At 72.3% G+C, this 26,194-nt stretch carries 22 protein-coding genes; 12 read left to right on the top strand and 10 right to left on the bottom strand.

Features of this window, described 5'->3' with window-relative positions; translation table 11 throughout:
• Nucleotides 1-300: 300 nt before the first annotated feature.
• From OG272_RS05180 to OG272_RS05170, 3 genes are all read left to right on the top strand, one after another.
• Nucleotides 301-963, top strand: a complete 663-nt coding sequence (locus OG272_RS05180; RefSeq protein WP_405892678.1) for a hypothetical protein — start codon at nucleotides 301-303, stop codon at nucleotides 961-963.
• Nucleotides 964-1,124: 161 nt separating this feature from the next.
• Nucleotides 1,125-4,520, top strand: a complete 3,396-nt coding sequence (locus OG272_RS05175; protein WP_405892676.1) for a hypothetical protein — start codon at nucleotides 1,125-1,127, stop codon at nucleotides 4,518-4,520.
• A 51-nt stretch (nucleotides 4,521-4,571) separates the two neighbouring features.
• Entirely contained in the window at nucleotides 4,572-5,429 is an 858-nt protein-coding gene (locus OG272_RS05170; RefSeq protein WP_405892674.1) for a GNAT family N-acetyltransferase, read from the top strand.
• Between the two features lie 46 nt (nucleotides 5,430-5,475).
• Here OG272_RS05170 and OG272_RS05165 read toward each other — a convergent pair whose 3' ends face one another.
• From OG272_RS05165 to OG272_RS05155, 3 genes are all read right to left on the bottom strand, one after another.
• On the bottom strand, nucleotides 5,476-6,654 hold the full coding sequence (locus OG272_RS05165) for a PP2C family protein-serine/threonine phosphatase (protein ID WP_327731029.1): 1,179 nt from the start codon (nucleotides 6,652-6,654) through the stop codon (nucleotides 5,476-5,478).
• 102 nt (nucleotides 6,655-6,756) lie between these two features.
• A complete protein-coding gene (locus OG272_RS05160) occupies nucleotides 6,757-7,521 on the bottom strand; it encodes an IclR family transcriptional regulator C-terminal domain-containing protein (protein WP_328222466.1) in 765 nt (254 codons plus the stop codon).
• A gap of 88 nt (nucleotides 7,522-7,609) precedes the next feature.
• Nucleotides 7,610-8,407: a glycoside hydrolase family 16 protein gene (locus OG272_RS05155; RefSeq protein ID WP_327731030.1), complete on the bottom strand. Its 798-nt coding sequence runs from the start codon at nucleotides 8,405-8,407 to the stop codon at nucleotides 7,610-7,612.
• A 408-nt stretch (nucleotides 8,408-8,815) separates the two neighbouring features.
• On the opposite strand from OG272_RS05155, the gene OG272_RS05150 reads away from it, so the two are divergent.
• From OG272_RS05150 to OG272_RS05120, 7 genes are all read left to right on the top strand, one after another.
• Nucleotides 8,816-9,304, top strand: coding sequence for a DUF5709 domain-containing protein (locus OG272_RS05150; RefSeq protein WP_327731031.1), 489 nt, complete (start codon nucleotides 8,816-8,818; stop codon nucleotides 9,302-9,304).
• 351 nt (nucleotides 9,305-9,655) lie between these two features.
• On the top strand, nucleotides 9,656-10,270 hold the full coding sequence (locus OG272_RS05145) for a dihydrofolate reductase family protein (protein ID WP_327731032.1): 615 nt from the start codon (nucleotides 9,656-9,658) through the stop codon (nucleotides 10,268-10,270).
• 157 nt (nucleotides 10,271-10,427) lie between these two features.
• On the top strand, nucleotides 10,428-10,988 hold the full coding sequence (locus OG272_RS05140; protein WP_326584744.1) for an RNA polymerase sigma factor: 561 nt from the start codon (nucleotides 10,428-10,430) through the stop codon (nucleotides 10,986-10,988).
• Nucleotides 10,985-11,812 (top strand): zf-HC2 domain-containing protein, encoded by an 828-nt coding sequence (locus OG272_RS05135; protein ID WP_405892671.1) that lies wholly within the window; start codon nucleotides 10,985-10,987, stop codon nucleotides 11,810-11,812. Before OG272_RS05140 ends, OG272_RS05135 begins: the two co-directional genes overlap by 4 nt.
• A complete protein-coding gene (locus OG272_RS05130; protein WP_326584746.1) occupies nucleotides 11,809-12,642 on the top strand; it encodes an ABC transporter ATP-binding protein in 834 nt (277 codons plus the stop codon). The genes OG272_RS05135 and OG272_RS05130 overlap by 4 nt, the downstream gene beginning before the upstream one ends.
• Nucleotides 12,639-14,018: a hypothetical protein gene (locus OG272_RS05125; RefSeq protein WP_405892669.1), complete on the top strand. Its 1,380-nt coding sequence runs from the start codon at nucleotides 12,639-12,641 to the stop codon at nucleotides 14,016-14,018. Before OG272_RS05130 ends, OG272_RS05125 begins: the two co-directional genes overlap by 4 nt.
• The gene (locus OG272_RS05120; RefSeq protein ID WP_326584748.1) at nucleotides 14,015-14,596 is read left to right on the top strand and encodes a hypothetical protein; all 582 of its coding nucleotides are present in this window, start codon (nucleotides 14,015-14,017) and stop codon (nucleotides 14,594-14,596) included. The genes OG272_RS05125 and OG272_RS05120 overlap by 4 nt, the downstream gene beginning before the upstream one ends.
• 76 nt (nucleotides 14,597-14,672) lie before the next feature.
• Here the strand turns inward: OG272_RS05120 and OG272_RS05115 are convergent, their stop codons facing one another.
• A complete protein-coding gene (locus OG272_RS05115; RefSeq protein WP_405892668.1) occupies nucleotides 14,673-16,367 on the bottom strand; it encodes a dolichyl-phosphate-mannose--protein mannosyltransferase in 1,695 nt (564 codons plus the stop codon).
• Nucleotides 16,368-16,485: 118 nt separating this feature from the next.
• Complete coding sequence (locus tag OG272_RS05110) at nucleotides 16,486-17,091, bottom strand: DUF6461 domain-containing protein (RefSeq protein ID WP_405892666.1); 606 nt, start codon at nucleotides 17,089-17,091, stop codon at nucleotides 16,486-16,488.
• A gap of 539 nt (nucleotides 17,092-17,630) precedes the next feature.
• On the opposite strand from OG272_RS05110, the gene OG272_RS05105 reads away from it, so the two are divergent.
• The gene (locus OG272_RS05105) at nucleotides 17,631-18,194 is read left to right on the top strand and encodes a hemerythrin domain-containing protein (RefSeq protein WP_326584751.1); all 564 of its coding nucleotides are present in this window, start codon (nucleotides 17,631-17,633) and stop codon (nucleotides 18,192-18,194) included.
• Nucleotides 18,195-18,409: 215 nt separating this feature from the next.
• Here OG272_RS05105 and OG272_RS05100 read toward each other — a convergent pair whose 3' ends face one another.
• The 3 genes from OG272_RS05100 to OG272_RS05090 all read right to left on the bottom strand — a co-directional run bounded on the left by OG272_RS05100 (nucleotide 18,410) and on the right by OG272_RS05090 (nucleotide 19,865).
• Nucleotides 18,410-18,580, bottom strand: a complete 171-nt coding sequence (locus OG272_RS05100; protein WP_326584752.1) for a hypothetical protein — start codon at nucleotides 18,578-18,580, stop codon at nucleotides 18,410-18,412.
• A 366-nt stretch (nucleotides 18,581-18,946) separates the two neighbouring features.
• Complete coding sequence (locus OG272_RS05095) at nucleotides 18,947-19,633, bottom strand: GAF and ANTAR domain-containing protein (protein ID WP_405892664.1); 687 nt, start codon at nucleotides 19,631-19,633, stop codon at nucleotides 18,947-18,949.
• Between the two features lie 106 nt (nucleotides 19,634-19,739).
• Nucleotides 19,740-19,865, bottom strand: coding sequence for a hypothetical protein (locus tag OG272_RS05090; RefSeq protein WP_405892662.1), 126 nt, complete (start codon nucleotides 19,863-19,865; stop codon nucleotides 19,740-19,742).
• Nucleotides 19,866-19,985: 120 nt separating this feature from the next.
• On the opposite strand from OG272_RS05090, the gene OG272_RS05085 reads away from it, so the two are divergent.
• The gene (locus OG272_RS05085; RefSeq protein ID WP_327731038.1) at nucleotides 19,986-21,143 is read left to right on the top strand and encodes an aromatic acid exporter family protein; all 1,158 of its coding nucleotides are present in this window, start codon (nucleotides 19,986-19,988) and stop codon (nucleotides 21,141-21,143) included.
• A 48-nt stretch (nucleotides 21,144-21,191) separates the two neighbouring features.
• On the opposite strand, the gene OG272_RS05080 is transcribed toward OG272_RS05085, so the two are convergent.
• Both OG272_RS05080 and OG272_RS05075 read right to left on the bottom strand, forming a co-directional pair.
• On the bottom strand, nucleotides 21,192-22,688 hold the full coding sequence (locus OG272_RS05080) for a family 43 glycosylhydrolase (protein WP_405892660.1): 1,497 nt from the start codon (nucleotides 22,686-22,688) through the stop codon (nucleotides 21,192-21,194).
• Nucleotides 22,685-25,975 carry a discoidin domain-containing protein gene (locus tag OG272_RS05075; RefSeq protein ID WP_405892658.1) on the bottom strand — a complete coding sequence of 1,097 codons (3,291 nt, stop codon included), beginning with the start codon at nucleotides 25,973-25,975 and terminating at the stop codon, nucleotides 22,685-22,687. The genes OG272_RS05080 and OG272_RS05075 overlap by 4 nt, the downstream gene beginning before the upstream one ends.
• Nucleotides 25,976-26,194: the final 219 nt, after the last annotated feature.

Here is a 26,194-nt window from a genome sequence, read left to right as displayed (position 1 = left end):
GTCGGGCACTTGACAGGGGAATCGTGAAGAGAGGACGACAGGCGCTCAACTGTTTGGCGAATTCGGCTACGAATCGCCGAAATCGAAGCAGGTGATCGGCAAACCGTCTTCGGGTGAGCCCCGCGGGGCCGTCGGCACGAGACGGACGGCAGGCCCTCCGCCGGACGCCGGTCACCTTCTTGATCACGGGATGGACACAGCGGGCCGTCGGCACCCCCGCCGCGGACAGCGCACCGGCAGACTCCTCGCCGCTCGAGCCGCGCGATGTCCGCGGCCCGCCCGTTCCGATCGAGGGAGACCATGCACAGCACCCGGACCCGCCTCCGCCACGGAGCCCTGACGGCGTGCGCGGCGGCTCTCACGCTGCTCGCGGTCGGCTGCTCGAAGGAGTCCGCGGGCGCGCAGGACGACGGCTGCCGCGACAACGGCCACTGGTCGCAACGGGAGCGGGCCGCGTGGTTGCGAACCGCGGTGGCCTTTCGCGGGACGGCCGCCGACGTGGCGGACCCGTCCTACGACAAGGCATCGGTCGTCGTCCGTGCGGGGCGCACCGGCGATGTCCGGGTGCTGTGCCAACCGCTCGCCGTGCAGGTCGAGTTCTGGACCCTCACGGCCACGACGACGGGAACGGAGACGTCGTTCGTCATGCGCTACCGGCTGTCCACGGACGGGAGCAGGGCCCGCACCGTCGGATTCCCCGCCGGCCTTCCCGCCGGACAGGACGGCAGCTGCACCCGGGTCCTTGTGGCGGCGTACCCGGGCGCGCCCCTGGCCGACGGGGAACTGCCGTGGACGACGAGGGACTTGGCCACTTCCGGGGAAACGGACGTGCGGTTCGGGACGGCGCGGATCGGCGCGTACCGCCTGCTCCCGCCGCAGGACTCCGCGCCGTGCGACGCGGGCCGGTCGACCACCAGCCCCTCACCCGCCGACTCGACGGCCTGGAACATCAACCATCCGTGACGCGGTCCGGACCGGGTGGTCGCCCGCGACCCCGGCCAGGTGTGCCGAGCGTGCGGCAGCCGCACGCTCGGCGCGGGAACCCGCCGGCGCGTCTCGTCCCGTCTCGTCCCGTCCGTACTTAATCGATCGCATGAACGGATCTTGCCGGGCAGAATCGGCGGATGCCGACCACCGCGGAGCAACTGCTGTCCGCCCTCGAACCGCTGCCGTTCCCCGCGCGCCTCACCCTGACGGCGCGGACCGCCAGCAGCCTCGCGGACGACGGCACGCTCGCCCCGCTCCTGACCGAGCTGGACGGGCGCGGACCGTACGAGCGGCGGCTCGCGGCGCTGGCGGCCCTCGTCGGGCGGGACGCGGGGTTCCTGGCGGAGCGGCTGGCAGACCCGGACCCGGTCGTCGCCGGGTACGCGTGGCGCGCCGCACGTGACCTGCCCGTGCCGGACCGGGCGGTGGAGGCGGCGTACGACGACGCACCGGCCGTGCTGCGGCAGCGCCTGGCCCGTCTGCTCGCCTCGGGAGGCCGCGGCGCGCTCGCCGAGCGGCTGGTGGCGCGACTGCGCGCGGAGTGGGGCGACGCCGAGGCCGCACGGCTGCTGCCGGCCTGCTCCACCCCGTTCGTGGCCAGGGAGTTGCCGGGACTGGCGCATGCCGTCGACGGCTGGACGCGGCTCGCGTGCCGACACCCCGACGCGGTGCTGGACCACGCGGAGAAGACCCTGGCCGACCGGGCCGACGGACAGCGGCGGGACGCCTGGTGGCGTCTGCACGCCACCACGGCCGCGGCGCTCGCCCGGCTGCGCCCCGAGCGGCTGCTGACCCTGCTGGAACGGCACGGCCCCTACAGCCTGCCGCCCGCGCTGAACAACGCACTCGGCCCGCTGGTCACCGCCGATGCCGAACGCGTGATCCGCTGGATCACCTCCCCCGACCGCCAGGAACAGCGCCACGAGCCGGTACCACCGCCCGGAGTCCTGCACAGGCTCGTGCGGGCCGAGCCCGCGTCGCTGACCGCGCTCGGCCGTCACTGGCTGAACCGGGGCGGCCACTTCACCGCACTGGTGAAGGCCATGGCACCCGGTCGGCGCCCCACGTTCGTGGACGCCGTCATCGGCGGCGGGACCACGGGAGAGCCGGCACTGCTCGTTCTCGACCTGCTGCCCCGCGAGCGTCGCTGGGCGGAAGTGCGGAGGGCGGCGGCCGAGTTCGACGGCACCGACTACTGGTGGGACGACCTGGACACCCTCGCCCACGGCCCGATCGAGGAGGCACGCTCCGAGCTGCTCGCCGCGATCGGGCGGTCCGACGCGGACGACCGGGCCGCCGCCTGGCCGCTGTTCGTGGCCTGCGCCGCCCGCGACGGCAGCCGCGAGGCCGTCGGCGAAGTGCTGACCACGGCGGGCCGCCGCCTGCGCAACGACCGGGACCCGGTACGCGCCGCGGCGCTCGGCGCACTCGCCGAAGCGCACCCTCGGCTGTTCGGCTCCGGACACGCTCCCCTGCTGGACAGGATCGCCGCCGACGCCCTGGAGGCACGGGACAGTTCGGCCGGCACCCTGGCGGCGCTGCGCACGCTCGCCGTACGACTGTTCGTCGAGCACGCCACGGACGACGAGACGGCCCTGCGGCACTGGGCCCTGCGCACCCTGGAGGGCATCACGAGCCGGGTCGGCGTCCCCGACTTCGGCCCGCTGCACCGCGTCCTGCGGCGGGGCCAGGAACACCAGGTGCTCGAAGCGCTGCGCCCCTGGCTCGACGCCGGCGCGGGGCGGGCCGACTTCCGGCTGCTGCTGGGCCTGGCCGCCGCGCTGGGACCGCGCGCCCGGCGGCTGCCCGAACTGCAGGACAGGCTGGCCACGGCCCTGGAACGCGGCGACGACGAGACGTTCCGGACGGCGGCCGAGCTGTGGCTGGCCGCACCGGCGACCCGGGACGAGCGGGTCGCCAGGATCGTCGCGCTCGAACCGTCGTCGGTCGTCCTCCCGGCCGTACGGCGGGTGCTGACCCGGCGGCGCACGGATCTGCTGGACACACTGCTCGACGAGACCCCGCCGTACGGCCGCTTCCTGGTGGACGGGGCCCGGCGCCCGCTGCCGGACCTCGGCGACAGCGACCGCTGGCTGCCCCGCCAGCAGCGGGCCACGGTCCGGCTGGCCGGACAGACGGTCGCGGACGATTCGCTTCCGCTCGACGAACGGGCCGCCCTGATCCGGGCCGCGGCCCCGGTGCCCGAGTTCGGGCGGGCCCTGGCGCTCGCGCACACGGACGACGCGGAGGTGGTCGTCGCCGAGGCGGCGCTCGGCGCGCTGCCCTGGACCGACCGGCCCCACGAGACCCTGCCCGCGCTGCTGGAGCACGCGGGCGGCGACCGGGCCCGGGTCGCCGTGTACGCGGCCGCCCGCGCCGCCCGCTTCACCGCCCCGTCCGAACTCGCCCTCGCGCTGGGCGCGTTGCTCACCGGGGAGCGGCCCGCGAAGGTGACCTCCCGCAAGGAGGCCGTACGGCTCGCCGCCCGCTTCCTGCCACCCCGGCGGGCCGTGGCCCTGCTGGCGCGGACCTTCCGGGCCCCCGACCGCCACCCGGACGTGCGGGCCGCCGTCGTCCGTGCCCTGCCACCGCTGCTCGGCGAGCCCGAGGCCCGGCACCTGCTCGAGGACGTCGCACGCGACGACGCCCGGCCCGTGCACGATGCCCTCCTGGCCGTCACCCCCTGGGAGTTGGCCGAGACGCACCGCCGCGCCTACGCCGCCGTCGTCCTCGCGGCGTACGACACCTCCCTCGCGCTCACCGAGGGCTTCGGGAGCGCCTATGCCCGGCTGCGCGCCATGGGGGTGTGGTGCCGCTACGCCCCCGAACTGGCCGACCGTATCTCCGGCACCGTCCGCGACCTCGGCGACCGTAGGCACTGGCAGTTCGCGGGGTGGGCGCTGCGCGACCTGGCCGTGTCCGAGCTGCCGCATCCCCTCGGCGGTGCCGCGCCGGGCAGTGTGTTCCATGGCACGGTGGCCGAGTTGCTGGCCGCGATGCACACGCCGGAAGGCGGCTGTGACGCGCTGGAGGGCCGGGACCTGCCGGCGCTGCAGCGGCTCCGGGCCCTGACGTCGTTCGGCTACGTCGACCGCGTGCGCCCCGAGTTGCTCGAAGCGGTCGCGGAACAGCTGGCGCCGGAACCCCTGCTGGCGGCGGAACGCGCCCACGTGCTGGGCCAGTTGGTCGACCGCGCCGTGGAGCCGACCGCTCTGCTCGAACGGCTGCGGGCCTTCGCGGACGCACTCGAGGATGGCGGGGTGACCGTCGCGGTCCACGCGTCCGACCGACTGCGGACGTTCTCCGCGTACCGCGCCCATCCAGGGCGCGCCGAGGCCCTGTTGACCGCGGCCGACCGTTTCGCCCACGACGGCGGCACCGCGACGGGCCTGCTGGCGGTCGGCCTGGTGAAGGGAACGGGCCCCGCCCTCGGCTGGCCCGAGGAGTGGCGGTCCCTGGTGCGTCTGCTCCGCGGACACGCGAACGCCGACGTACGCCACGAGGCGTACAGGACCACGACGGAGAACGAATGACCCTCGGCGCCGGGACGGGACGCGTCCCCGTGGCTTGAGGAACCATGAAGCATGAACCCGGACGACTGGCACCTCACCGAGGACCTCGACGACTTCCTCGCCCGAGCCGGAGACTTCCTGCGCTCGCGCCCCGCCCCGCACACCGTGCAGCTGACGGTCACCGAGACACTGCGCACCCGCGGGGCGGATGCGTACGGCGCCGGGGCGCCCGTCTTCGGCCGGCTGGAGCGAGCGGGCGAGGTCCGCGCCACCTTCTTCCGCACCCCGCCCCACCGTCTGAGCCTCACCCCGCTCACGCCCGAGCAGGCCGACACCCTCGCCGCCCGTCTCTCCGGCCTCGGCCACCCCCTCCCCGGTGTCGGCGCGGACCACGCCACCGCCACCGCCTTCGCCCGGGCCTGGCAGCGGCACACCGGCGCGACGCCGGAGCTCCGCGAACGGCAGCGCCTGTACCGCCTCGGCACGCTCACCCCGCCGCGGCCGCTCCCGGAGGGCCGGAGCCGGGTCGCGGGCGAGCAGGACCGCGACCGACTCGTCCGCTGGCACCACGAGTTCGCCGCCGACATCGCAGAGGCCCCCGTCGCCGACGCCGGCTCCCGGGCGGCCGACCGCTTCGCGGACAGCCACGTCACGTTCTGGGAGACCCCGGACGGCACTCCTGTCTCCATGGCGGGCATGACCCCGATGACCGCCGGCCAGATCAGGGTGACTCCCGTCTACACCCCGGCCCCTCTACGCGGTCGCGGCTACGCGGGCGCCGTGACGGCCGAGGTGAGCCGCGCCGCGCTGGCGGCCGGCGCGACAGAGGTCCTGCTGTTCGCCGACCTGGCCAACCCCACCAGCAACGCCCTCTATCGGCGCATCGGATACGTCCCGGTCACCGACTTCGCCGTGTACGACTTCTCGTAGGCCGGGGCGGAAGCCCGTTGAGGACCCCGGGTGGGAACGTCCGGGGTCACGGCTGCGGCTGGGCGCCGCACCCGGCCAAGGCTGCTTCGGGAGCGGTCGGTTTGCGGAGCATGAGCAGGGCCGCGTCGTCGTGCAGTCGGCCGCCCACATGCTCGAGCAACTCGTCGTGGAGGGCCGTGAGGGTGTGGGCCGGCTCGTCGGACAGGTGGCGTGCCAGCCGCTCCGTGAGCGGGTAGAACGCGCGGTCGCGGTCGCGTGCCTCCGTGACGCCGTCGGTGTAGAGCAGCAGCTGATCACCGTCGCCGAAGGGCAGCGTCTGGAGGCCGGGGGTCTCGCCCGTGAGGGCGCGCAGCCCGAGGGGCGGGGCCGGACGGGCGGGCTCCACCGGTACGACTCCGGAGCCGCGCACCAGCAGCGGCGGCGCGTGCCCGCAGTTGACCAGCTCCAGCCGTCCCGGCCGAGGGTGTCCGGCGATCACGGCGGTGACGAAGTCGTCGCAGCGGAGGTTGCGCGCCAGACTCCGCTCGATCCGGTCGACGACGGCGAGCAGGTCGGGCTCCTCGTACGCCGCCTCGCGGAAGACCCCGACCACCAGGGCGGCGACCCCCACCGCGGGCAGCCCCTTGCCGCGTACATCGCCGACGATCAGCCGCACCCCGTACGGGGTGGGCACCAGCGCGTAGAGATCTCCGCCGATACGGGCCTCCGCGGCGGCGGCGCTGTACCGGACGGCCACCTGGAACGGGCCGACGGTCGCCGGTACGGGCTGGAGAAGCGCGTGCTGGGCGGCCTCGGCGACCGAGCGGACGGCCGCGAGCACCCGCTCGCGCCGCCCCCGCAACGCGCTGGCCAGTCCACTGGCCAGGGTGACGGCCAGCAGGGCGGACAGGACGGCGGCCAGCTCGCGGCCCGGCGCCCCGCCGTGGACGCCGAGCAGCGTGCCCAGCCCCCCGGCGAGGAGGCCGACGCAGAGGACCCCGTGCGGCCCGCTGGTGGTGGCGGCCAGCGCGGGCCCCGCGGCCAGCAGCGGCAGCCAGGTCAGCCCGGCTCCGCCGGGGAGGCCGACGGCCACGATGACCGAAACGATCAGCACGGGCAGGACGGGCGTACGGGAGGCCAGCTGCGCGGCGACGCGATGGCGGGCCACCGTCCCCGGGGCGGCCGCTCGTTTCCTGGACGGCGGGACCGACCCGTGGTCGATGCCGCGCTCTCGGGTGTGACTCATGTCTGTGCCCGCAGTCCTCACCTGTGCGTGGAGCTCGCGCTCCGGAATTGTCCGTTTGATCCAGGAAAGGGGATGGGGTCGGGCACCACAAGGAGACGATTTTCAGATAGTGAGTGACAGGCCCCTGGTCACGCGGTTCGCGGTCGGGAGCAGCCGCGCCCGGACCTCCTCGAGCCGGGAGAGCCGGTCCGCCCGCAGCGACACACCGAGCGAGCCGAGCGTGTCCCCGCTGTACACGGGCACCGCGATGCAGACCGTGCCGAGGGCGTACTCCTCCAGGTCCGTGACGGCCGGCGCGACGGGGGAGGAGTCCAGTCGCCGGAGCAGTTCCGGGGCGTCGGTGATGGTCCGCGGGGTGAGATCGGCCAGCCGGTGCCGGGAGAGATAGTCCTTGCGGGAGTCCTCGTCCAGCTCGCGCAGCACCGACTTGCCCAGCGCGGTCGCGTGCCCGGCGTCCTCGAACCCCACCCAGAGATCGACCCGGGGAGCGCGTGCGCTGTCGACGATCTCGGCGACCCGGATCTCGCCGTCCTCGTAGAAGGTGAGGTAGGCGGCGCTGGTCAGCTCGTCGCGCAGCGCGGCGAGCGTCGGACGGACCCGGCTGAGCAGCGCCTGTCCCCGGCCCGTGGTGTGCAGCGTCTGCACCTTGTCGCCCAGGACGAACCCGCCGTCGCCCAGCTTCCGCAGATAGCCGTCGTGCACCAGGGTCCGCAGCAGGTGATAGGCGGTGGCGAGGGGCAGCTCCGTCTCGCGTGCCAGCTGTTTCGCCGGCGCGCCGTTCTCGTGCGCGCTCACCGCCTCCAGCAGGCGGAAGGCCCGCTGCACGGAGGTGATGAGCGTGGGGCCGGGGCCTTCGTGCTCAGCCATAGGACCAGCGTGCGCCGGGCGCGCGGCACGGGCAAGCGCCGCCCGGCGGGGCCCGGTGCTCGCGCGGCTCCTCGTACAGGCGGGACGGTCACTTCCACCCGTAGGCGTAGGCGGCGACCCAGGTGATGTCGAGTTGGGCGCTGCTGCCCGGAGCCGCGCCCGGCCCCTGCAGGGCGCTCTCGTTCTGCAGTACCCAGGACAGGGGCCGGTCCGGCACGTCCCGGGTGTCGTGACCCACTTGCCGGCCGTCCACGAAGAAGCGCACCTGTCCGGGCGTCCACTCCGTCGACACGGTGTGCCACTCGGTCCAGTCGTCGCTTCCGGGGAAGTAGCTCTGCTCGCCGCCGCCGCAGGGATGGTGGAAGGCGGTGAGGTCGCCGGTCCACTCGCCCTCGGGATGGTCCATCTCGCAGCCCCCGCCGTAGTGCAGCCAGGCGGACTTGTATCCCGGAGCGAGCTTCGTCACCTTGATACGGGCGCTGTACTTGCCGTACCTCATCTGCATGACGGCACGAGGTACCACTGCGGCAGCGTGCACGGGACCCCCGTCGGCGGGCCGCCACATCCGGATGTACATCCTGCCGTCGCCGTTCTCCGCAGGACCCACGCTCACGGTGTCCTCCGGGTGGTAGACGCCCACGACGTCCCGGCCCCGGTCGTTCGCCGTGTCGCGCCAACCGGTCGGATAGGCCCACCAGTTGTCACGGTACGTGCCGCGCAGGCCTCCGCAGTACGCGGCGGACGTATCGACCCGGTGATCGCAGTCGCCGAACGCGCCGAGCGGCACCCGGTCGCCGTCGAAGTCCTCCGCGAGGACCTGCCAGAAGGGCCCGCAGTCGCCTCGGGGCAGGTCGGTGCCCGAGGCGCGGCAGGCGTCGGCCGACACGGGCGCTCCCTCGGCCCGCGGAACACCGAGCAGAGCCACCAGGAGCATGAGACTCGTGGATGGCCACAGTGCGCGTCCACGACGTTTCGGTGCCGCGTGCGAACCCATCGGAAAGCCCCCTTTGACCCACTGCGGGATGGGTGGTGCGAGGGAGCATCCTGACCGTGGGGCCGGTCCGGCGCCATCCCCGGAACGGGGGGCCTACCGGAGGGTCCGACTCCGGCTCCGGTTCCGGCTCCGCGGTGCCGAAGCCTGCGCGCGCGAGGGCGTGCGCCGTGGTGCCGATGCCCGCCGGTCGTGCCGACCGGCGCGACGATGGGGACGGTCGCGGCACCGAGGTGTTACATCCGGCGGAACTCGGTACTCCGCACGGAGGCAGGAACGAGCCAACGGTCTCCGGAGGCGATCATGACTGACGAGAACATGGCGGACGACGCCTATCAGCCCACGGGCGGCAACGAGGAGCAGGAGGACGCCGCCCCGCTGGATCTCCAGGACGCGGTCGACGAGCGCACCTACGACGACATGCTGGACGAGGGCTACTCGCCGCCGGAGAAGCCGCTGGGTGTCACCAAGAGCGGCACCACGGCGGCCGAGCAGCACGAGGGGGAGTCCCTGGACGACAGGCTGCGTCAGGAGGTCCCCGACGTGGACGTGCCGGCCGGGGACGGTATCGGCGACCTGCCGGGCGGCGAGGGCGAACCACTCGACCCGGAGGCCGGCTGGGACCGCGCCGGTCGCCTGGTCGCGCCGGACGAGGGCGCGCGCACGGACACCACCAAGGAACTCGTCGCCGAGGACGAGGGCATCGACGGTGGAGCGGCGGGCGCGGAGGAGGCGGCGATGCACGTCGTCCCCGACGACCGACTCCCCTCGCCGGACGAGCGGGAGACCTGACACGCCCCAGCAGGTCGCACCACGCCGCACCGCACGGAGGCGGCCGGCCGCGTGGTCGGTCGGCCACCGGTTCCCTTACGGCCGCCGCGGTGGCCCGCACGGCCGCCGTCGGCACGGTGACGGGCCTGGCCGCGCCTCGACCGTCCGCCGCCTCCCGGGCCTCCCGCTGGTCCGCCGCCTTCCGCAGACCGGGCGGCGGCGGGCGGCGTGGTCGCTTCGCGCCGGCGCGAAGCAGCCGGGCGTCTCGGCCTCCATGCCGTTCATCCGGATGCTCCGGCGTTGTCGAATGCGGCGGTCCCCGATCGACGTGAGGGTGCAGGCAGTACATCCCAGACCTCAGGAGCACCCATCGTGACCGTGACCGCGGATATGGCCATCTCCCTCGACGGCTACATCGCCGGCACCGACGTCTCGCTCGACAACCCGGGAGGCGACGGCGCCGAGCCGCTGTTCGAGTGGATCCACGGGCTGGCGAGCTGGCGGGAGCGCCAGGGCATGACCGGCGGGGAGGAGAACCGCGACTCCGAGCTGATGCGCGAGTGGTTCGACGCCACCGGAGCGGTGGTCATGGGCCGGATGATGTACGACACGGGCGAGGAGTTCTGGGGCGACAACCCGCCGTTCCGGGCCCCGGTCTTCGTGCTCACCCACCGCCCCCGGCCCACCCTGGTCAAGGAGGGCGGCACCACCTTCACGTTCGTCACCGACGGCATCCACAGCGCCCTGGACCGGGCGAAGGCCGCGGCCGGGGACCGGAACGTCGACATCGCGGGCGGGGCGAACACGGTGCGGCAGTACCTCCGGGAAGGGCTCGTCGACGAGCTGCAACTGCACGTCGTTCCCGCGCTCCTCGGCGCGGGGCTGAGGCTCTTCGACGAGCCGGGTGCGGGGCGGCGCGACCTCGAACCGATCAGGGTGGTCCACACCCCTCTCGCCACCCACCTGAAGTACCGCTTCGCGAGGTGAACGGTTCGAACGAACCGTGACCGACGCGGAGCCGGCCGGCTGACGCTCCGCACACTCCCCGCATCCCCTACACCCCCCACATCCCCCACACCCCCCGACTGTGACGGGGATCACTCCCGATGGAAAACCCACCGCCCGGGCCCCGCGTCTAGCGGGTGTGAGATCAGTCAGGAAAGCACCCGACGAGCCGGACGAGGAGCGCCTCGTCCGGCTGGTGGCGAGGGGCGACCGCGCGGCGTTCGAAGAGCTGTACCGGCGCACCGCGCCATGGCTGGCGGTGCGGTTGCGGCGCCGCTGCGCCGACGAGCAGATCGTCGCCGAGGTCATGCAGGAGACGTATCTGGCGGTGTGGCGCGCCGCGGGCGCGTTCGCCGGGGCCGCGGTCGGCGGGACCGCCGTCGGCTGGCTCTGGACGATCGCGGCACGCCGTCTCGTCGACGCGTTCCGCCGCAGGGCCCACCACGCGGAGCCGCCGCCCGCGGCTGCCGCGCAGCCCATGGCACCCGCCGCCGAGGACGAGGCACTCGCGTCGAGCGTCGGCGGTGACGTCGGGGACGCGCTGCGGCGCCTCGCGCCCGAACTCAGACAAGTACTGCAGGCCATGGTGCTCGACGGACTGTCCGTCCGGGAGACCTCGGTCCTGCTCGGCGTGCCCGAGGGCACGGTCAAGACCCGCGCCCGCCGGGCCCGGACCGAGATGCGGAGGGCCCTGGCATGAGCGTGGAACACGCGTCGACGCGGCTCATCGACGGATACGCGCGCGGCGACACGGACATCGCCGCCGACGAGGTGTGGGCCCTGGAGGCCCACCTGGAGGGGTGCCCGGTCTGCCGGGACAGGCTGTCGGCCGCCACCGCGACGGCGCCCGCCGTGGCGGCACTGGTCGCCACCGTCTGGTCCGACCTCGAACCCCGGCTGGCCGCCACCCCCACGATGCCCCGCCGCCGACGCCGGTCGGCACGGTTGTCGAGGTGGCTGACGCCCACGATGGCGCCCTGGCTGGCCATGGTCATGAGCGTGACCCTGCTCGCGCTGCTGCTCGACCTGGCCGACAGCGGCACGGGGTACGGCTCCGGCCAGGTGTCGCTGGTGCTGCTCCTCGCCCCCGTCCTGCCCGTGCTCGGCGTCGCGGCGTCGTGGTCGCGCGGCCTGGACCCGGCGTACGAGCTGACGGCCTCCGTGCCCAGAGCCGGGCTCCCCCTGGTGCTGCGGCGCACCGCGTCCGTGCTCGCCGTCGTCGTGCCCGCGCTGCTGGCGGGCGGATGGGTGACGGGGGTGACGACCGCGCAGTGGCTGCTGCCCTGTCTGGCCTTCACCTCGACCACCCTGGCGCTCGGCGGAGTCGTCGGCGTGACCCGTGCCGCCGTCGCGCTGGTCGTGGTGTGGGCCGCCGTGGTCGTGGCGCCGACCCTGGCCACCAGCCATACGCCCTTCGCCCTGCGGACGGACGGCCTGCCCGTCTGGGGGCTGATCCTCACCCTCGGCATCGGTGTCGTGATCGCCCGCAGGGGCGCGTACGCCGTGCTGGGAGCCCATCGATGACCAACCGGAAGGAACACCACGTGATGTCCGCGGTGAGCGCGGCCGACCTCGCGCCGACGCCCTACGCCTGGGAGATACGGGCCACGGGGCTGAAGGTCAGGGTCGGCCGGAAACGGATGGCCGTCGACGGGCTGGACCTGTCGTTGGGCACCGGCGTGCACGGCCTGCTCGGACCCAACGGGGCCGGCAAGACCACCCTCATCCGGGCGCTGGCCACCGTGCTGCGCCCCGCCGAGGGCACCCTGGAACTGCTCGGCGAGTCGGCGGGCGGCCTGGGCGAACACCGGGCGCTGCGCCGCCGGATCGGCTACCTGCCCCAGGAGTTCGGCTACTACAAGCGCTTCACGGTGCGCGAGTTCGTCGAGTACATGGCGTGGCTGAAGGAGGTCCCCAAGGCGGACATTCCGGCGGCGGTGCAGCGGGCGGTCGAGCGGGTCGGCCTCGCGGACCGCGCCGACGACAGGATGAAATCCCTGTCGGGCGGCATGGTGCGGCGCGTCGGCATCGCCCAGGCCGTCGTCAACGACCCGGCGATCCTGCTTCTCGACGAGCCGACGGTCGGCCTGGACCCGGCCCAACGGCTCCGCTTCCGGGAGCTGTTGCAGGAGCTGGGCACGGACACCTGCGTCGTCGTCTCGACCCACCTGGTGGAGGACGTCGCCGCCGCCTGCACCGATGTGGTGCTCTTCGCCGAGGGCCGGCTGGTCTTCCAGGGCACCCCGGACGAACTGGCCGCGGCGGGCGGACCCGAACACGTGGGCGACAGCCCGCTGGAGCGCGGCTACTCGGCGCTGCTGCTCGACCCCGAACAGGCAAGGGGGACCTGGTGAACGTCCGTGTCCTGCGTATCGAGTTGAGGCGTTCCGTCGCCCCGTGGGCCGGCGCCGTGACGCTGACCGTCTCCCTCGCGTTCCTCTACCTGCTGAGCGGACCATGGTGGAAGGGCACCGCGCTGTGGACGACCCAGTGGACGTCCATGGCCCTGTGGACCCGCTTCCTGCTGGTCTTCCTGTGGCCGCTCGCCATGGCGCTCGGGGCGCTCCAGGGGCTGCGCGACCACCGTTCGCGGATGTCCGAGCTGCTGACAAGCACACCACGACCCGCCCGGCACCGCGCCGCCACGACCGCGGGCGCGACGGCGATCACGCTGGCCTCGGCCTTCGCGCTCCTCGTCCTCCTGGGCGCGGTCCAGGTGCTCGGCGCCACCGAGTACACGCACCTCGGCTGGCTGCCGATCTCGCTCGTCGGCGGACTCGCCCTCGTCGCGGGGGCCGTCCTCGGCATGGGGCTCGGGCGCAGCCTCCCCTCCCCGCTGACCCCGCCCGCGCTGGCCGTGGCCGCCTTCGTGTTCGTCAACCTCCTGCGGCTGTCGACGGGCTCGGGGATACCGACGGCCACGGCGCCGACCCGGGTCGCGCTGCTGTCACCGCCGGTGGACGAGGTACGCGACGTGTTCCTCACGCTCTCCGCCCCCGTGCATCTGGGCCAGACGGTCTGGCTGTTCGGCATGGCCGCGACCGGCTTCGCGCTGCTGGCCGCCGCGACCCCGCGCGCTCGCCTGCTCGCCCTGGCACCCGTCCTGGCGTGCGCGGCCGTCGCCCTACTCCTCTTCCCCTCGGACCCGCGCCGGGCGTACGTCGTCGACGAGGCCGCCGCGGCCCAGGTGTGCGACGGCCCGGTGTGCGTGGCGACGGCGCACCAGGACCGCCTCGCCGGCCTCGCGGGTCCCGGCAAGAAGGCGCTCCGCCTCCTGCGGGGCGTCCTCGGCGGCGAGGCACCGACGTCCGTCCGGGAGAGCACCGCCCCACGGGGGATCTTCGACCCGCCGGATCGGTCCCGCACGTCCGTGCTCGTCGACTTCGACGACTTCGTGATCGCCGACGCGAAGGGCGAGGAACTGACCCGGGTCCTGCTCGCACAGGGCATGGTGCCGCTCTGCTCCGCCCGCAGCGCCAACGAGAGCGGCACGCTCGGCGAGATCGCCGCGCAGAGCGTGGCGGCGGGCTGGGTCCTCGGTGACCTCAGGCCGTTCAACGGGGCCATGCACGCGTCGAGCGACCAACTCGCCGCGGCCCGCCCGGTGTTGACGGAACTCAAGGCGCTGCCCTGGTCCGAACAGGTCGCACGCGTCAAGTCGGCGCACACCGCCGCCGTCTCCTGCGAAGGCGACCCGCTCGACGTCCTGGACGGCGGTACGTCCCGGTGAGATGGCTGACGCTGTACGCCCGCTCCCGGCAGGTGCCCGCGTCGCTCGCCGCCGTGGTGATCAGCACGGTGGCGGTGTGGGCACTCGTCGCCCGGGACGGCGGCGGGGGGCCGGCCGATCCGAAGCTGCCCGTGTTCGTCCTGGTCGCGGGGGTGACGGCGGCCTCGACCGGGCTCGGTGGGCAGGACCTCGCGCTGGACCGCACGGCCGCGATCCGCTGGAGGCCCCGCAGAGCGGCACATGTGCTGCTCATCGGCATGGTCGTCTGCGCCGTGCTCCTCGCGGTACAGACGATGGGCGGGGAGGACCTGGCAGCCACCGCGTTCGTCGTCCGCGACAGCGCGGGGCTGATGGGCCTCGCCGCCGTCGGAGCGGTGGTGTGCGGGGCGCAGTACGCGTGGACCCTGCCGATCGCCTGGCTGTCGTTCTCGGTCTTCGCCCCGCCTTCGACGAGCGTGCCGATGCAGGTGGCGAACTGGATGCTGCTGCCGCCCGGCACGACGACGGCCACCTGGACGGCCCTGACCCTCGCGGTCACCGGCACCACGGCCTACGCCCTCGCCGGCCCGAGGCGGTAGCGGCCCGAGACGGTAGGAGCGGGTCCGAGAAGGTCGAAGCGCGAGCCGTTCCGTCACAAGATCGTCCATGGCGGCTTCATATCCAGGTGTCGAGCCACATGCGGATGTGCCAGTCGGGATACGGGATCGTCTGCCCCGTGTAGATCGGGAAGAAGTAGATGAAGTTCCAGGCGATGAGCAGGACGAGCGTGCCCGCCGCCACCGCTCCCCGATGGCGGCGTTCGGCACGCGCGCCCGGCGGTCCCAGCAGCGCACCGAGCGTCATCGCCACGGCCAGGCACAGATACGGCACGAACACGACGGCGTAGAAGGCGAAGATCGTGCGGTCCTGGTACAGGAACCACGGCAGATACCCCGCGCCCACGGCACACAGCAGGGCGCCCGCGCGCCAGTCGCGGCGCAGGGCCCACCGGAAGAGCAGATACACCAGGGCGCAGCACGCCGACCACCACAGCATCGGCGTGCCCAGGGCGAGGATCGCCTGCGAGCAGCCGGTGATCGCGTGGCAGCCTGCCTCCCCGGGTTCGGGCGACTGGTAGGAGAACAGCACGGGACGGCCGAGGACCAGCCAACTCCACGGGTTGGACTCGTACTTGTGGAACGCGTCCAGTTCCACGTTGAACCGGTAGACACCGTACTCGTAGTGCCACAGGCTGCGGAGCGGTGCCGGGATCCACGACCAGGTGCCGCCGCGGCCGTCCGCCCAGTGCCGCCCGTAGCCGTCGTCGGACAGGAACCAGCCGGTCCACGTCGTCACATAGGTCACCACGGCGACCGGGACGAGGGACAGCACCGACGGGCCGAGATCCTTGCGCAGCACCGCCCGGTACGGTCGGCGTGCCCCCGCGACGCGGCGGGCGCCGACGTCCCACAGCATGGTCAGGACCATGAAGAAGGCCAGGAAGTACAGGCCGTTCCACTTGGTCGAGGCGGCCAGACCCAGGCAGAGGCCGGCCGCGAGCCGCCATGGCCGCCATCCCGTCCCCGCACGGTCACCGGTGTCCCGGTCCGGGCCGACGTGCCCGTCCACGCCCACCGGCAACGCCGCGGCGAGCCGGGCCCGCGCATGGTCCCGGTCGATCAGCAGGCATCCGAAGGCGGCCAGGACGAAGAACATGACGACCAGGTCCAGCAGCGCGGTGCGGCTCATCACGTAGTGCAGGCCGTCCACCGCCATCAGCGCGCCGGCCAGACAGCCCAGGAACGTCGAACGGAACAGACGGCGTCCGACGCGGCACAGCATCAGCACCGACAGCGTGCCCAGGACGGCCGTCATGAAGCGCCAGCCGAACGGTTCGAGACCGAACATCCACTCACCGACGGCGATCACCCACTTGCCCGTGGGCGGGTGCGCGACGAAGCTCCCGGTGTCGGAGAGCGGGATCACCTGGGGGTCGCCCAGGACCTGCGGGTCGGCGACCTTGCGGTCCGGCCAGGTGCCCTCGTAGCCCAACCGCAGCAGGGACCAGGCGTCCTTGGCGTAGTAGGTCTCGTCGAAGGCGAGTTCGTGCGGCTGCCCGAGGCGCCAGAAGCGAATCGCTCCGGCCAACAGGGCGACGAGCAGCGGTCCCAGCCAGCCCATGGCCCTCGCGACGCGGTACGCCGACACCGGGCCGAGCCCCAGGCGTTCCCAGAACCGCGTCGCCGGCTCCGGGAAGGGCGGGACCAGGCGTTCGCGGATGTCGCTCCGGGGGCGTGCGGTGTACCCGAACCCGCGCAGACGGTCGGTCCAGTCGGTGGGCGCCGTCGTCGGACGGGGGCCGTGGAGCATCGCGGTGAAAGAGTCCTTCGAGAGTACGGGCTGTGCGGTGCCGGTGGTCGGTCCGCGGGGGTCGGGGCGCGCCCGGAGGCTAGCAGGGGCTCGCCGACGACGAACGTGTGCGTGCCGCTCACCCGGAGCGCTGCCGAGGGCCGGGTTCCTCGACGTCCTCCATCAGCACGGTGAGCAAGGGGCCCTCGACGGTGCTGTCGTCGAGCGCGACACCCATGTACGCGACGATCACCTCGATGACGGGGCCGAGCCCGGGGTGGTCCGCACCGGCCGCTTCCAGACGTGCCTGTACGGCGTCCCACCAGCGGCGCGCCGACAGCGTCCTGCTGACCGGCTCTCCCGGCTCGAACAACTCGGTGCACTGCCGGTCGGACCAGTGCTCGAAGATGTTCATACCGGTCCCGCCCAGGACGACGGAGAAGGTCTCCGTGCCCCGGGAGAGGACGGACAGCACTTCGGGCATCGCCCCGTCGACGCCCGATCCCTCCTCGTAGCAGAAGGACCAGTCACCGAGTGAACCCACGCGCAGGGCCGACCTGCTGACGTCGAGTGCGGTGCCGTCGTGGAGGAAGTCGCGCGCTTCCTCCAGGTCGAACAGCTCGGCATGGGCCGGATCTGCTCCGTACCGTTCCAGGACCTCTTCCGGCGAGATGCCGTGGGTGAACGTCACGCACCACGCCTCACCGCCGACCCAGCGCCAGGAATCGGATGGCAATCCGCTCACTCCCGCACCCCCGCACGTTCGCTTTCGGAGATCGTAAGGGGCACACGCCCGATCAGCTCGGGGCGGTGTGATCCCGCAGGTCGGTGCCAGGCCGGTGGACCGCTCCCTCTACGCCGAGGTGCAGCATGTCCCCACCGAGCGGGCGGCCGGCCGCACCGGGGCCGAGGACGGCCAGGAAGGGCCGCCGGGTGCGGCCTCGGGCGGCTCCTCTGCCGCGGTCCTGCCGCGGTCGCCGGTGACTCCTCGTCGCGCCGCATCGGGCCGCGCCGCATCGGGCCACGCGGCCTCGGGTCGCGCCGCATCGGGTCATCGTTGCTCACCGGTCCTCGGCCCCGATCCGGCCGCGGAGGAACCAGGGGCGGGCTCCGGTGCCCCCTCAGCCCCAGGTCGAGCGGATCGTCGGGCGGCCCCGGGGCAGCCGCGTGGCTGGGCCGTTCGCGGGTACTCGGGGTCGCGCCGAAAGGCCGACGGGGCCGACGGGTACGGATGCGACAGCGGATGCGGATGCGGATGCGTTTCACTCAGGAGAGGAGCGGGACATGGGCCACGGCGGAGACGTCATCGCCGAACTGACCACGGACCACGGGGAAGTGGAGGAGATGTTCGGCCAGCTCGAGGCGCTGCCCTCCGGGGACCCCCAGCGCAAGAAGTACGCGGACAAGGTCACCATCGAACTCGTGCGTCACTCGGTCGCCGAGGAGGCGTACCTCTACCCGGCAGTCCGCGAGCACATCCCGGACGGGGACGAGATCGCCGACCGGGAGCTGGAGGACCACGCCGAGGCCGAGCGCACCATGAAAGCCTTGGAGGGGTGCGAGGCCGACCACCCGGACTTCGACCTGCTGATCACCCAGCTGATGACCGAGATCAGGTCGCACATCCAGGACGAGGAGAGCAACCTCTTCCCCCGGCTGCGCGCGTCCTGTTCGGCGGACGTCCTGAACAGTCTCGGCGAGAAGGTCCGCACGGCCAAGAAGACGGCACCGACCCGGCCCCACCCGGCGGCCCCGGACACCCCGCCGGCCAACAAGCTGCTCGCCCCCGGCATGGGCCTCGTCGACCGCATGCGCGACGCGCTGACCGGCCGGGGCAAGGACGACTGAGACCCGTGAACGACTGAGACCCGTGAGAGAGCCGAGTAACCGTTCCCCGTGACCGACACCCGTACCGGACGGTTCTCCGTACCAGCAGGACCGGGTTCCGTACCGGACGGCGATGGGCCGGCAGAGACAGTTCCGTCTGTCTCTGCCGGCCCATCGCCGTGCCTCGCCCCGCTCGCCCGCGTCACCCGCTCGTCCGCGGACGAGCGGGTCAGTCGTCAGTCGTCACCCCTGACGATGTTCGAGTCCGTCTCGGCCCCCGTCATACGGGGTCCGTCCCGGTCCGGGAGGGCGGGAAGGCACATGCGCACACCCTTCCCACGCCGACGGCGGGCCTTGGCCCAGCCGCTCTCGCGGACGACGAGCTTCTCGACGGAGTGCGTGCTCACGGCGTCTCATCCACTTTCCGGTCCGGGGCCGGCCGTAACCCGGGGACGGGCTGTCACGGCACCGCTGCTTCGTATGCGCCCCACCGGGTGCCCTGCGCGCCGCAGCCCAAACCGCTGCCGCCACTCGCGTCGCAAGCCGCTCCCTCGGACGGTCGGGGCCCGGCCCCCCGGGGCCCAGGTGCCCCTGGGTCCCCGCCGGCCGGGGATCGTCAAGCTGATGTCGGCGGGGGTTTCCGAGGTGTGGGGAGGCCAGTCGGGGGGACTTGGTGGGCAGGCCGGATTCGGCGGCGTTCCCCTGGGGGTCGGCCCGGCCAGGCTTCTCTGGTTCTGACAACGTGCCGGAGGAGCCGTCCCCCAACGCAACCGTCAGAGGCTGCCCTGCTCGCAGACCCGGCGGGCGACCTCACGGAGCTTGATGTTGTTCTCCTGCGAGAAGCGGCGCAGCACGTCGAAGGCCTCCCCCTCGGTCAGGTGATGGCTGCCCATGAGGATGCCCATGGCCTCGCCGATCGCATGGCGGGTGGCGACGGCCTGCTCCATCTGGGCGTGGGTGCGGGCACTGGAGAAGGCGACCGCCGCGTGCGAGGCCAGCAGCCAGCCGGCCAGCTCGCTGACCTCGGTGAAAGCGCCGGGCTTGCGCGAGTAGAGGTTCAGGGCGCCGAGATCTTCGTCCTCGGTGAACAGCAGGAAGCCCATCATGCTGCCCACGCCGAGACGGTGCGCCCGTGGGGCGTAGGCGGGCCAGCGCGGGGGCTCCTCGGTGAGGTCGGCGATGCGGAAGACCCGTTCTCCGTCCGAGCTGAGCGCGGCGTCGAAGCAGGGCCCCTCCCGTAGCCGTTCCTGCAGCCGGTCGCTGTCGAGGACCAAGGGGTCGGTGGGGGCGAGTGTCTTCGCCGTCGTGCCGTTCAGCACGAGGATGCCGGCCGCGTCACAGCCTTCCACCAGCTCGGTGGCCGAGCTGGTGATCCGCTCCAGCGTGGCATCGACCGAGTGCTGCGCCAGCAGATCGCGAGCCATGGACGCCATCTGCTGTGCGAACCGGTCCCAGTCCACCCCGTCCTCCGCTCACGCTCGTCCCGGACAGCCCTCCTACCCAGCCTTGCACGCGCGCCCCGTGGAGACGCGGCTACGACAGCCGCCTTCCCGGGGCCGCGGCCGATTACGCCACCGCCGTCGCGTCGTACGGGCCGCGTGCCGCGGCCGCGTGCTGCGTGCTGCGGCCGCGTGCTGCGTGCTGCGTCACCGGGTGGCCCACCACGTCGATCACCGTGGAAGGTCCGGCCACCGTGCGATCGTGGTCCGTCGAGTCCGTCGAGTCCGTCGAGCTGCGTCGCATCGAGGTGCTTCCGTCGTGAATTCGCGGTCGGCGGGTGCGTCTCGCCGACGACGTGGCACTTGGTGTGTCATGGAGTGGACCGGCAGGGTGGTGCGGGAGGTGCGGCGGCGCGGTGCGGCCGCCGTGGAGACGGTGCGGTTGGCGTGGGCGGGGCCGGGCCGTGAGCGGGACCTGGTGGCGCAGGCCGGCAAGGCGGCGCTGGCCGCCTGGGTGGCGTGGGCGGTGGCGGGCTGGTGGCTCGCCGCGCCGATGGCGTTCGTGGCGCCCTGGGTGGCGGTCGTCCTGGTGGAGTCGACGGTGTACCGGTCGCTCGCGCACGGCCTTCAGCAGCTCGCGGCGATCGCGGTGGGCACGGTGGTGGCCACCGGGGCGGCGCTGGTGCTGGACAGCACGATGGTCACGATGGCCCTGGTCCTGCCGACGGTGCTGCTGCTGGGCCAGTGGCAGCGGCTGGGGAGCCAGGGGGTCTACGCCGCCACCGGCGCGCTGTTCGTGCTGACCGGCGGCCAGGCCACCGTCGCCGCGGCGGGCGCCCGGATCGCGGAGGCCGTGTTCGGTGCCGTGGTGGGCGTCGTCGTCAACGCGCTGATCCGGCCCCCGGTGTACCTGCGCGACACCCGCGCGGCGCTGCAGGACGCCGCCATCGAGGCCGAGGAGATCCTCGACGCGGTGGCGGACGGGCTGGCCGCCGGCGAGTGGGACGGGCATCAGGCGGGGGAGTGGCACGAGCGCGCGCTGCGGCTGGGCCGTCTGGTCGACCAGGCCCGGTCGGCGATCGGCTGGAGCCGGGAGAGCATGCGCGTCAACCCCCGGGGACGACGCAGGCACGCCACCGCCCCGCCCGGCAAGGCGTACGCAGACGCGCTGGCCGTACTCGACTACGTAGCCGTCCACACCTCGGGCGTGACGCGGACGGTGTGGGAGACCGCGGACCACGGCCGTAAGGCGGCACGACCGGCCGAGGCGATCGCCCGCCCGTACGCGGACTTCCTGCGCCGCACCGCCCAGGCCGTCCGGCTCTACGGCCGGACCCGATTCGCCCCGAGCGGCCACGACGACTCGGCCGCGGAAGAGCTTCGCGAGGCCGTCGGAGAACTCCACCGCTCCCTCGACGCATTCCGCCGGCGGCTGCCGGGCGCGGTCGCCGACGACCCCGACGCCCTGGTGACCTACGGCACGCTGCTGGCGCAGGCCCATCGCCTGGCCGATCAGCTCGTCCAGGACTGACACTCCGGCCGCTCACAGGGCGGCGGCGCGGCCGGTTCCGGTGGCCGGTTACTCGCCCGACGGCGCGGTCAAGGTGACGCCGAGGGGTACCGGAGCGCCGAAGTCTGGGGTGCCGTCCGCGTTCCAGGTGAACTTCTGCGCTCTGGTCGATCGGTTCATGTCGCAGCCTCCGGAGGCGGAGCTGTTGGCGTGGTAGACCATCCAGTCCTCGGTCCCGTCGGGCGACTTGAAGAAGCCGTTGTGACCGGGGCCGTAGACACCGTTGGCGTTGGACCGCTGGAAGACCGGGTTCGGGGACTTGACCCAGGAGGACGAGTTGAGCGGGTCGCCGCCGTTGTACGTGAGCATCCCGAGCTTGTAGTCGGGCGTGGAACAGTGGCTGGCGGAGTAGACGATGAAGGTCTTGCCGCCCCGTTGCAGGACTTCGGCGCCCTCGTTGACCGCGCCGCCCACCGTCTCCCAGCTGTAGGTCGGCGTGGACAGCACACGGCGGGTGCCGCTCGCGGTCCACGGGTTCGACAGCGGGCGGATGAACATGGGCTGCGAGCCGTTGTAGTACGTACCCAGGAGGTAGAGCCTGCCGTCGAGTTGCAGGATGCCGGGATCCAGCTCCCAGGTGTTGTCCTGGGTCGGGTCGAGCAGGTCGGCCTTGAAGCTGTAGGGGCCCATCGGGTCCAGGCCGGCGCTCTCCAGGACGTGGATCCGCTGGGTGCCCAGGTCGAACGGCTCCCGGCCGGCCGTGTAGTAGAAGTACCAGCGCTTCCCGTTGGGGCCGTCCAGGAGATGGAACTCCGGGGCCCACATCGTGCCCGCCCCGTTGGGCCGGGTCAGGTTGAAGATCACCTGTTCGTTGGCCGTGGCGAGTCCCGCGAGGGTGCTCGACCTGCGCATGGTGACCGTCGAGTTCCATGTCGTGGTGGCGAGGTAGTAGAAGCCGTCGTGGTACGTCAGCCACGGGTCGGGGCCGCGCTGGGCCAGCGGGTTGGTGAACGTCTTCGGAGCCGTGCCGCCGCCGGTGAAGCCGGGCAGCCGCCACACCCTGCCGTTCGCGGTGGCGCACGGCAGCTGCACCAGGTTGGTGTTCGAGGCCGACGAACCCCCGCTCGGCGCGACACACTTGCCCGAGCCGACGGAGACCAGGTTGAAGGTCTTGTCGGTGCCGGCGACCGACACCGGCGCGATCCGCCACTGCTGGTTGGTCGCGCCGTGGCAGGGCCACTGGATGACCGCGGCGTTGTCCGCGGTCGAGGCGCCGTACACGTCGACGCACTGCCCGGACCGGGTGGTGATCGTGTAGGTGTCGGTCGTCCCCGAGACCGGTGTGAAACTCAGGCTCTGGTTGGCCCCGCCGCCGCAGGCGAAGGCGCGGAGCTGTGCGCCGTTGGTGGTCGAACCGCCGGGAAGATCAAGGCAGTTGCCGCCGTTCTGGTTGACCCCCGTGGAGGTGAAGGAGACGGCGGCGGCAGCGGGTTGCGGTGCCACCAGGAAGGCGACCGCCATGGTGACCGACGCGAAGAACGCCGACAGGATTCTGGGACGAGTCACGGTCCGTACACCTTTGCTTCGAGGAGTCCGACGGAGTTCGTGCCGTTGCCGGTGAGCAGCACACGCAGTCGTGTGGTGCTCGTGGCGTTGAAGGAGACGGTGTTGTACTGGTTCTTGGCCAGCGGGTAGGTCCCGGCGCCCGGCACATCCACGTACGCGCCACCGTTCCAGTACTGGAGCTTCCACGAGGCGGGCATGTCGATGCCCTGGTCGTCGTCGAAGAAGTACACCTCGGCCTTGTTCAGGGTCTTCGCGGAGGGCCAGGTCAGCTCGGCCCACTGCTGGCCTGTCTCCGGCCACGTGCCCCAGCGCGGGTTCACGGTGTCGTTGGACGACGGCGGATCGATCCCGTCGTTGACGGCGGTGACACTCTCCCAGGAGGAGGTGTACGACGCCGACGCCGTGGCCGACGTCGCCAGGTTGCCCGGTGGCTGGACTCCGCCCCGGTTGAACACCTTGGCCTCGGTCAGGCCCGTCTTCGCGCCGGAGGCGTTGGTGGCCAGGACCCGGATGCGCTGGGCACTGACCGCCGGGAACCGCACCTGGTTGTAGTTGGCCCGTGGCGCCGCCGGACTCTTCGTCTGGTCGGGGACGTTCACCCAGGAACTGCCGTTGTGGTACTGGATGGTGTACGCGGAGGGCGCCCGGTAGGTGCTGTTCGCCGGGCGGCTGTCCTTGAAGTGCAGCCGGACCTCGTTGAGCGTGCGCGTGGTGCCGAAGTTCAGCTCGTACCAGTCCTGGCTGTTGGCGGAGCCGCCCGCGCCCCAGAACGGTTCGTTGGTGGGGTAGCCGTCGACCGCTCCGGAGACGTTGCCGCCGGACCCGGTGTGGGAGGCGGACGCGGTCGCGCCGGCGGCGAGGTTGGTGAGGTCGGCGGTCAGGTCGACGCCGGCCTTGGCGAGCATGTCGACCATCTGCGGGCTGTCCTGGACGACCTGGTGGGGGGCCTTCAGCCCGGACTTGGCGGTGTGGTGGGTGACCGTGCCGTTCGTGGTGACGTCACCCGTGGCCGGGTCCCAGGTCAGGGGCACCAGCGAGCTGACGGTGGCGACCCGGTCGCCGTCGACGTAGACCGAGTAGCCCTCCGGGATGCCCGGGTAGCGCACCACCCCGTCGGCGGGGTCGTCCCAGACGACGGACAGGTCTGCGCCCCGGTAGCGGAGGTTGTTGACGGTGAAGTGGCTCCAGCCGATGTCGATCGGGGAGAGCTCGACCTTGGCGTCGTTGCGGGGCCGCAGCCCGGCCACGTCCTCGATGACGGTCCAGTTGCTGCTGCCGAGGATGTTGTGGTGGATCCACGAGCGGTAGTCGATCGAGCTGCCGTTCCAGTCCGCCCAGAACTCGTTGGCGTCGGGCCACTGGATGTTGCCGCCGACGTACTGCGCCCAGGTGTTCCAGTAGAGGAGCTTCTTGTAGTCGGTCGCGTTCATCCAGGAGTTGGGGTAGTTGCGCAACACCGATGAGTACAGCCGGAACTGCACGGTCGAGTTGATGGTGGAGAAGTTGTTGGAGCCCGGCTCCCCGGCGTCGGCCGCGGCCTGCTTGTCGACCTGGTTGGCCGTGTAGAAGGGGAAGATCGGATACTGGGCCGGGTCGTCGTAGAGCCGCAGGGCCTGCCGGTACGTCGCGGTGTTGGGGACGGCGCCGACGGAGAACGGGTAGTAGTTGTTGATCTCCTTCCATGGCACCCACTCGTTCGTCGACTTCAACCGGTGCTCGAACAGCTGCCTGTTGGGGTTCCAGAGCACGTTGACGATCGCGTCCTTGATCTGCGTCGCCAGCGTACGCATCTCGGTGGCCTTGGCCGTGTTGCCGATCGCCTCGTAGGCCTGGGCGGCGGCCAGCGCGCCGCTGTACTGGTAGGCGGACTCGGCGCGGTCCATGTTGCCGGGCTTCCAGTGGAAGGAGACGGCGTCGGCGTCGTTGCCGGTCAGGGCGCCCCAGTCGTACTCGATGAGCTTGTTGTCGTCGTGGTCGTAGTACGCGAGCTGCCCCTTGACGTCACCCTCCGCGTACCGGGCCAGGTTGGCCGCGATACCCGGCTGGCCGCCGTGGATCTGATAGCTCTTCCAGGCCGCCTCGGCGATGTACTGGGTGTAGCTGTTGGACCAGTTCTCCGGGTCACCCGGGTTGTCGAGGAAACGGCCGCCCTTGGAGGTCTGGCCGACGCTCAGCCAGTCCCCGTACGCGTAGGCCGGGTTGCGCAGGTACTTGAGGTCGTCGATGTGCATCGGCTGGGTCAGCGCGATCGCGTTGTTGTAGCCGAGGACGCCCTCGGTGGAGGTCGGGAACTGGAAGGTCTGCCCGGGGATGTCCGCGTCGAGGCTGTTGAAGCGCATCAGCCACCAGCGGTAGTAGATGTTCTTCTTGATCGCCGGTTCGGGCACGTCGATGTACGGCACGTTCTGCGCCCACCACAGGTTGTAGGCCCTGACGTGGGTGGCGAACGCGGTCGCGGGCGAGTACCCCGCGTAGGCGGTGTACTCGGTCAGCGACTGCGGGATCTCGTCGGTGACGAAGCCCATGACGACCTTGGCCGTCACCGTGGCCCCGGCCGCGATCGTCACGGACCGGTTGAGGCCGCCGCTGGAGACGCCGAAGCCGTCGCCGGTGAGCCGGGGACGGAGCGTCGTGAGGTTGTTGTAGGCGTTGACCTGCCCGGTCAGCTCACCGCCGGTGCCGGAGGTGGCGTACGGCGAAGTCGCCCGCAGCTGAAGTGTCGTGGAACCGGAGCCGTTGTTCTTGATGGACAGGTTGGTCACGGCGACGTTGTTGTCGGTGATGAACTTCGTCTGGTCGACCGTGATCGAGCCGCTGGTGTGCACGCTCTTCCAGTGGCTGGGCGTCTGGCGGCGCTGGGCGACCTGTTCGGTGAAAGTGCCCGGCGTGATCGCCACGGTGTAGGCGCTGCTGTCGTTGACGCTCTCCCAGTAGGCGACCTTGCCGCCGAAGCCGAGTTGGGAGGGGGTGTGCTCCTTCATGAAGAGCGCCCGGCCACGGCTCATCAGCCAGGGCCCGGCGGGGTCGTTGCCGGAGCGGGCGAGCAGGCGGTCCATCCAGAAGTCGGTTCCCGAACTCTCCGCGTCGTAGACGGCCTTCATCATGTCGCCCGGTGTGTGGGCGACGGGTGGTGCGGGGATCGCGGGCCCGCCGAAGGTGGGGAACCCGATGGTCTGCGCCGCGGCGGCCGGGGGAGCGGCGACGACGGAACATGCGCTGAGCGCCAGGGCGGCGAGGAGACACCTCGTGCGCCGGCGTCGTACCAGGAGGACGTGCGGTCTTCTCATCGGATGCTCCCTGTCCCGTTGACAACACGCGTTCGCTCGCGATGGCACCGACGTTCGTGAACCGGGGAGTGCGGAAACGACCTAAAAGGTTTTCGCAACGTAGGAGCGGGCTGTTGAAGTGTCAAGAGAGGTGGGAGAGGCCCGAGTTCGTGGGCCGAGCGGTTCAGGACAGTGCGAGCGTCCCCTCTCCGGGCGCCGGGGCGATCGAGAGGGGCGCCG

Origin of the sequence: Streptomyces sp. NBC_00104 (genome assembly GCF_045160825.1) — a bacterium.
GTDB lineage: Bacteria > Actinomycetota > Actinomycetes > Streptomycetales > Streptomycetaceae > Streptomyces.
This window is presented reverse-complemented; position numbering and strand designations above follow the sequence as displayed.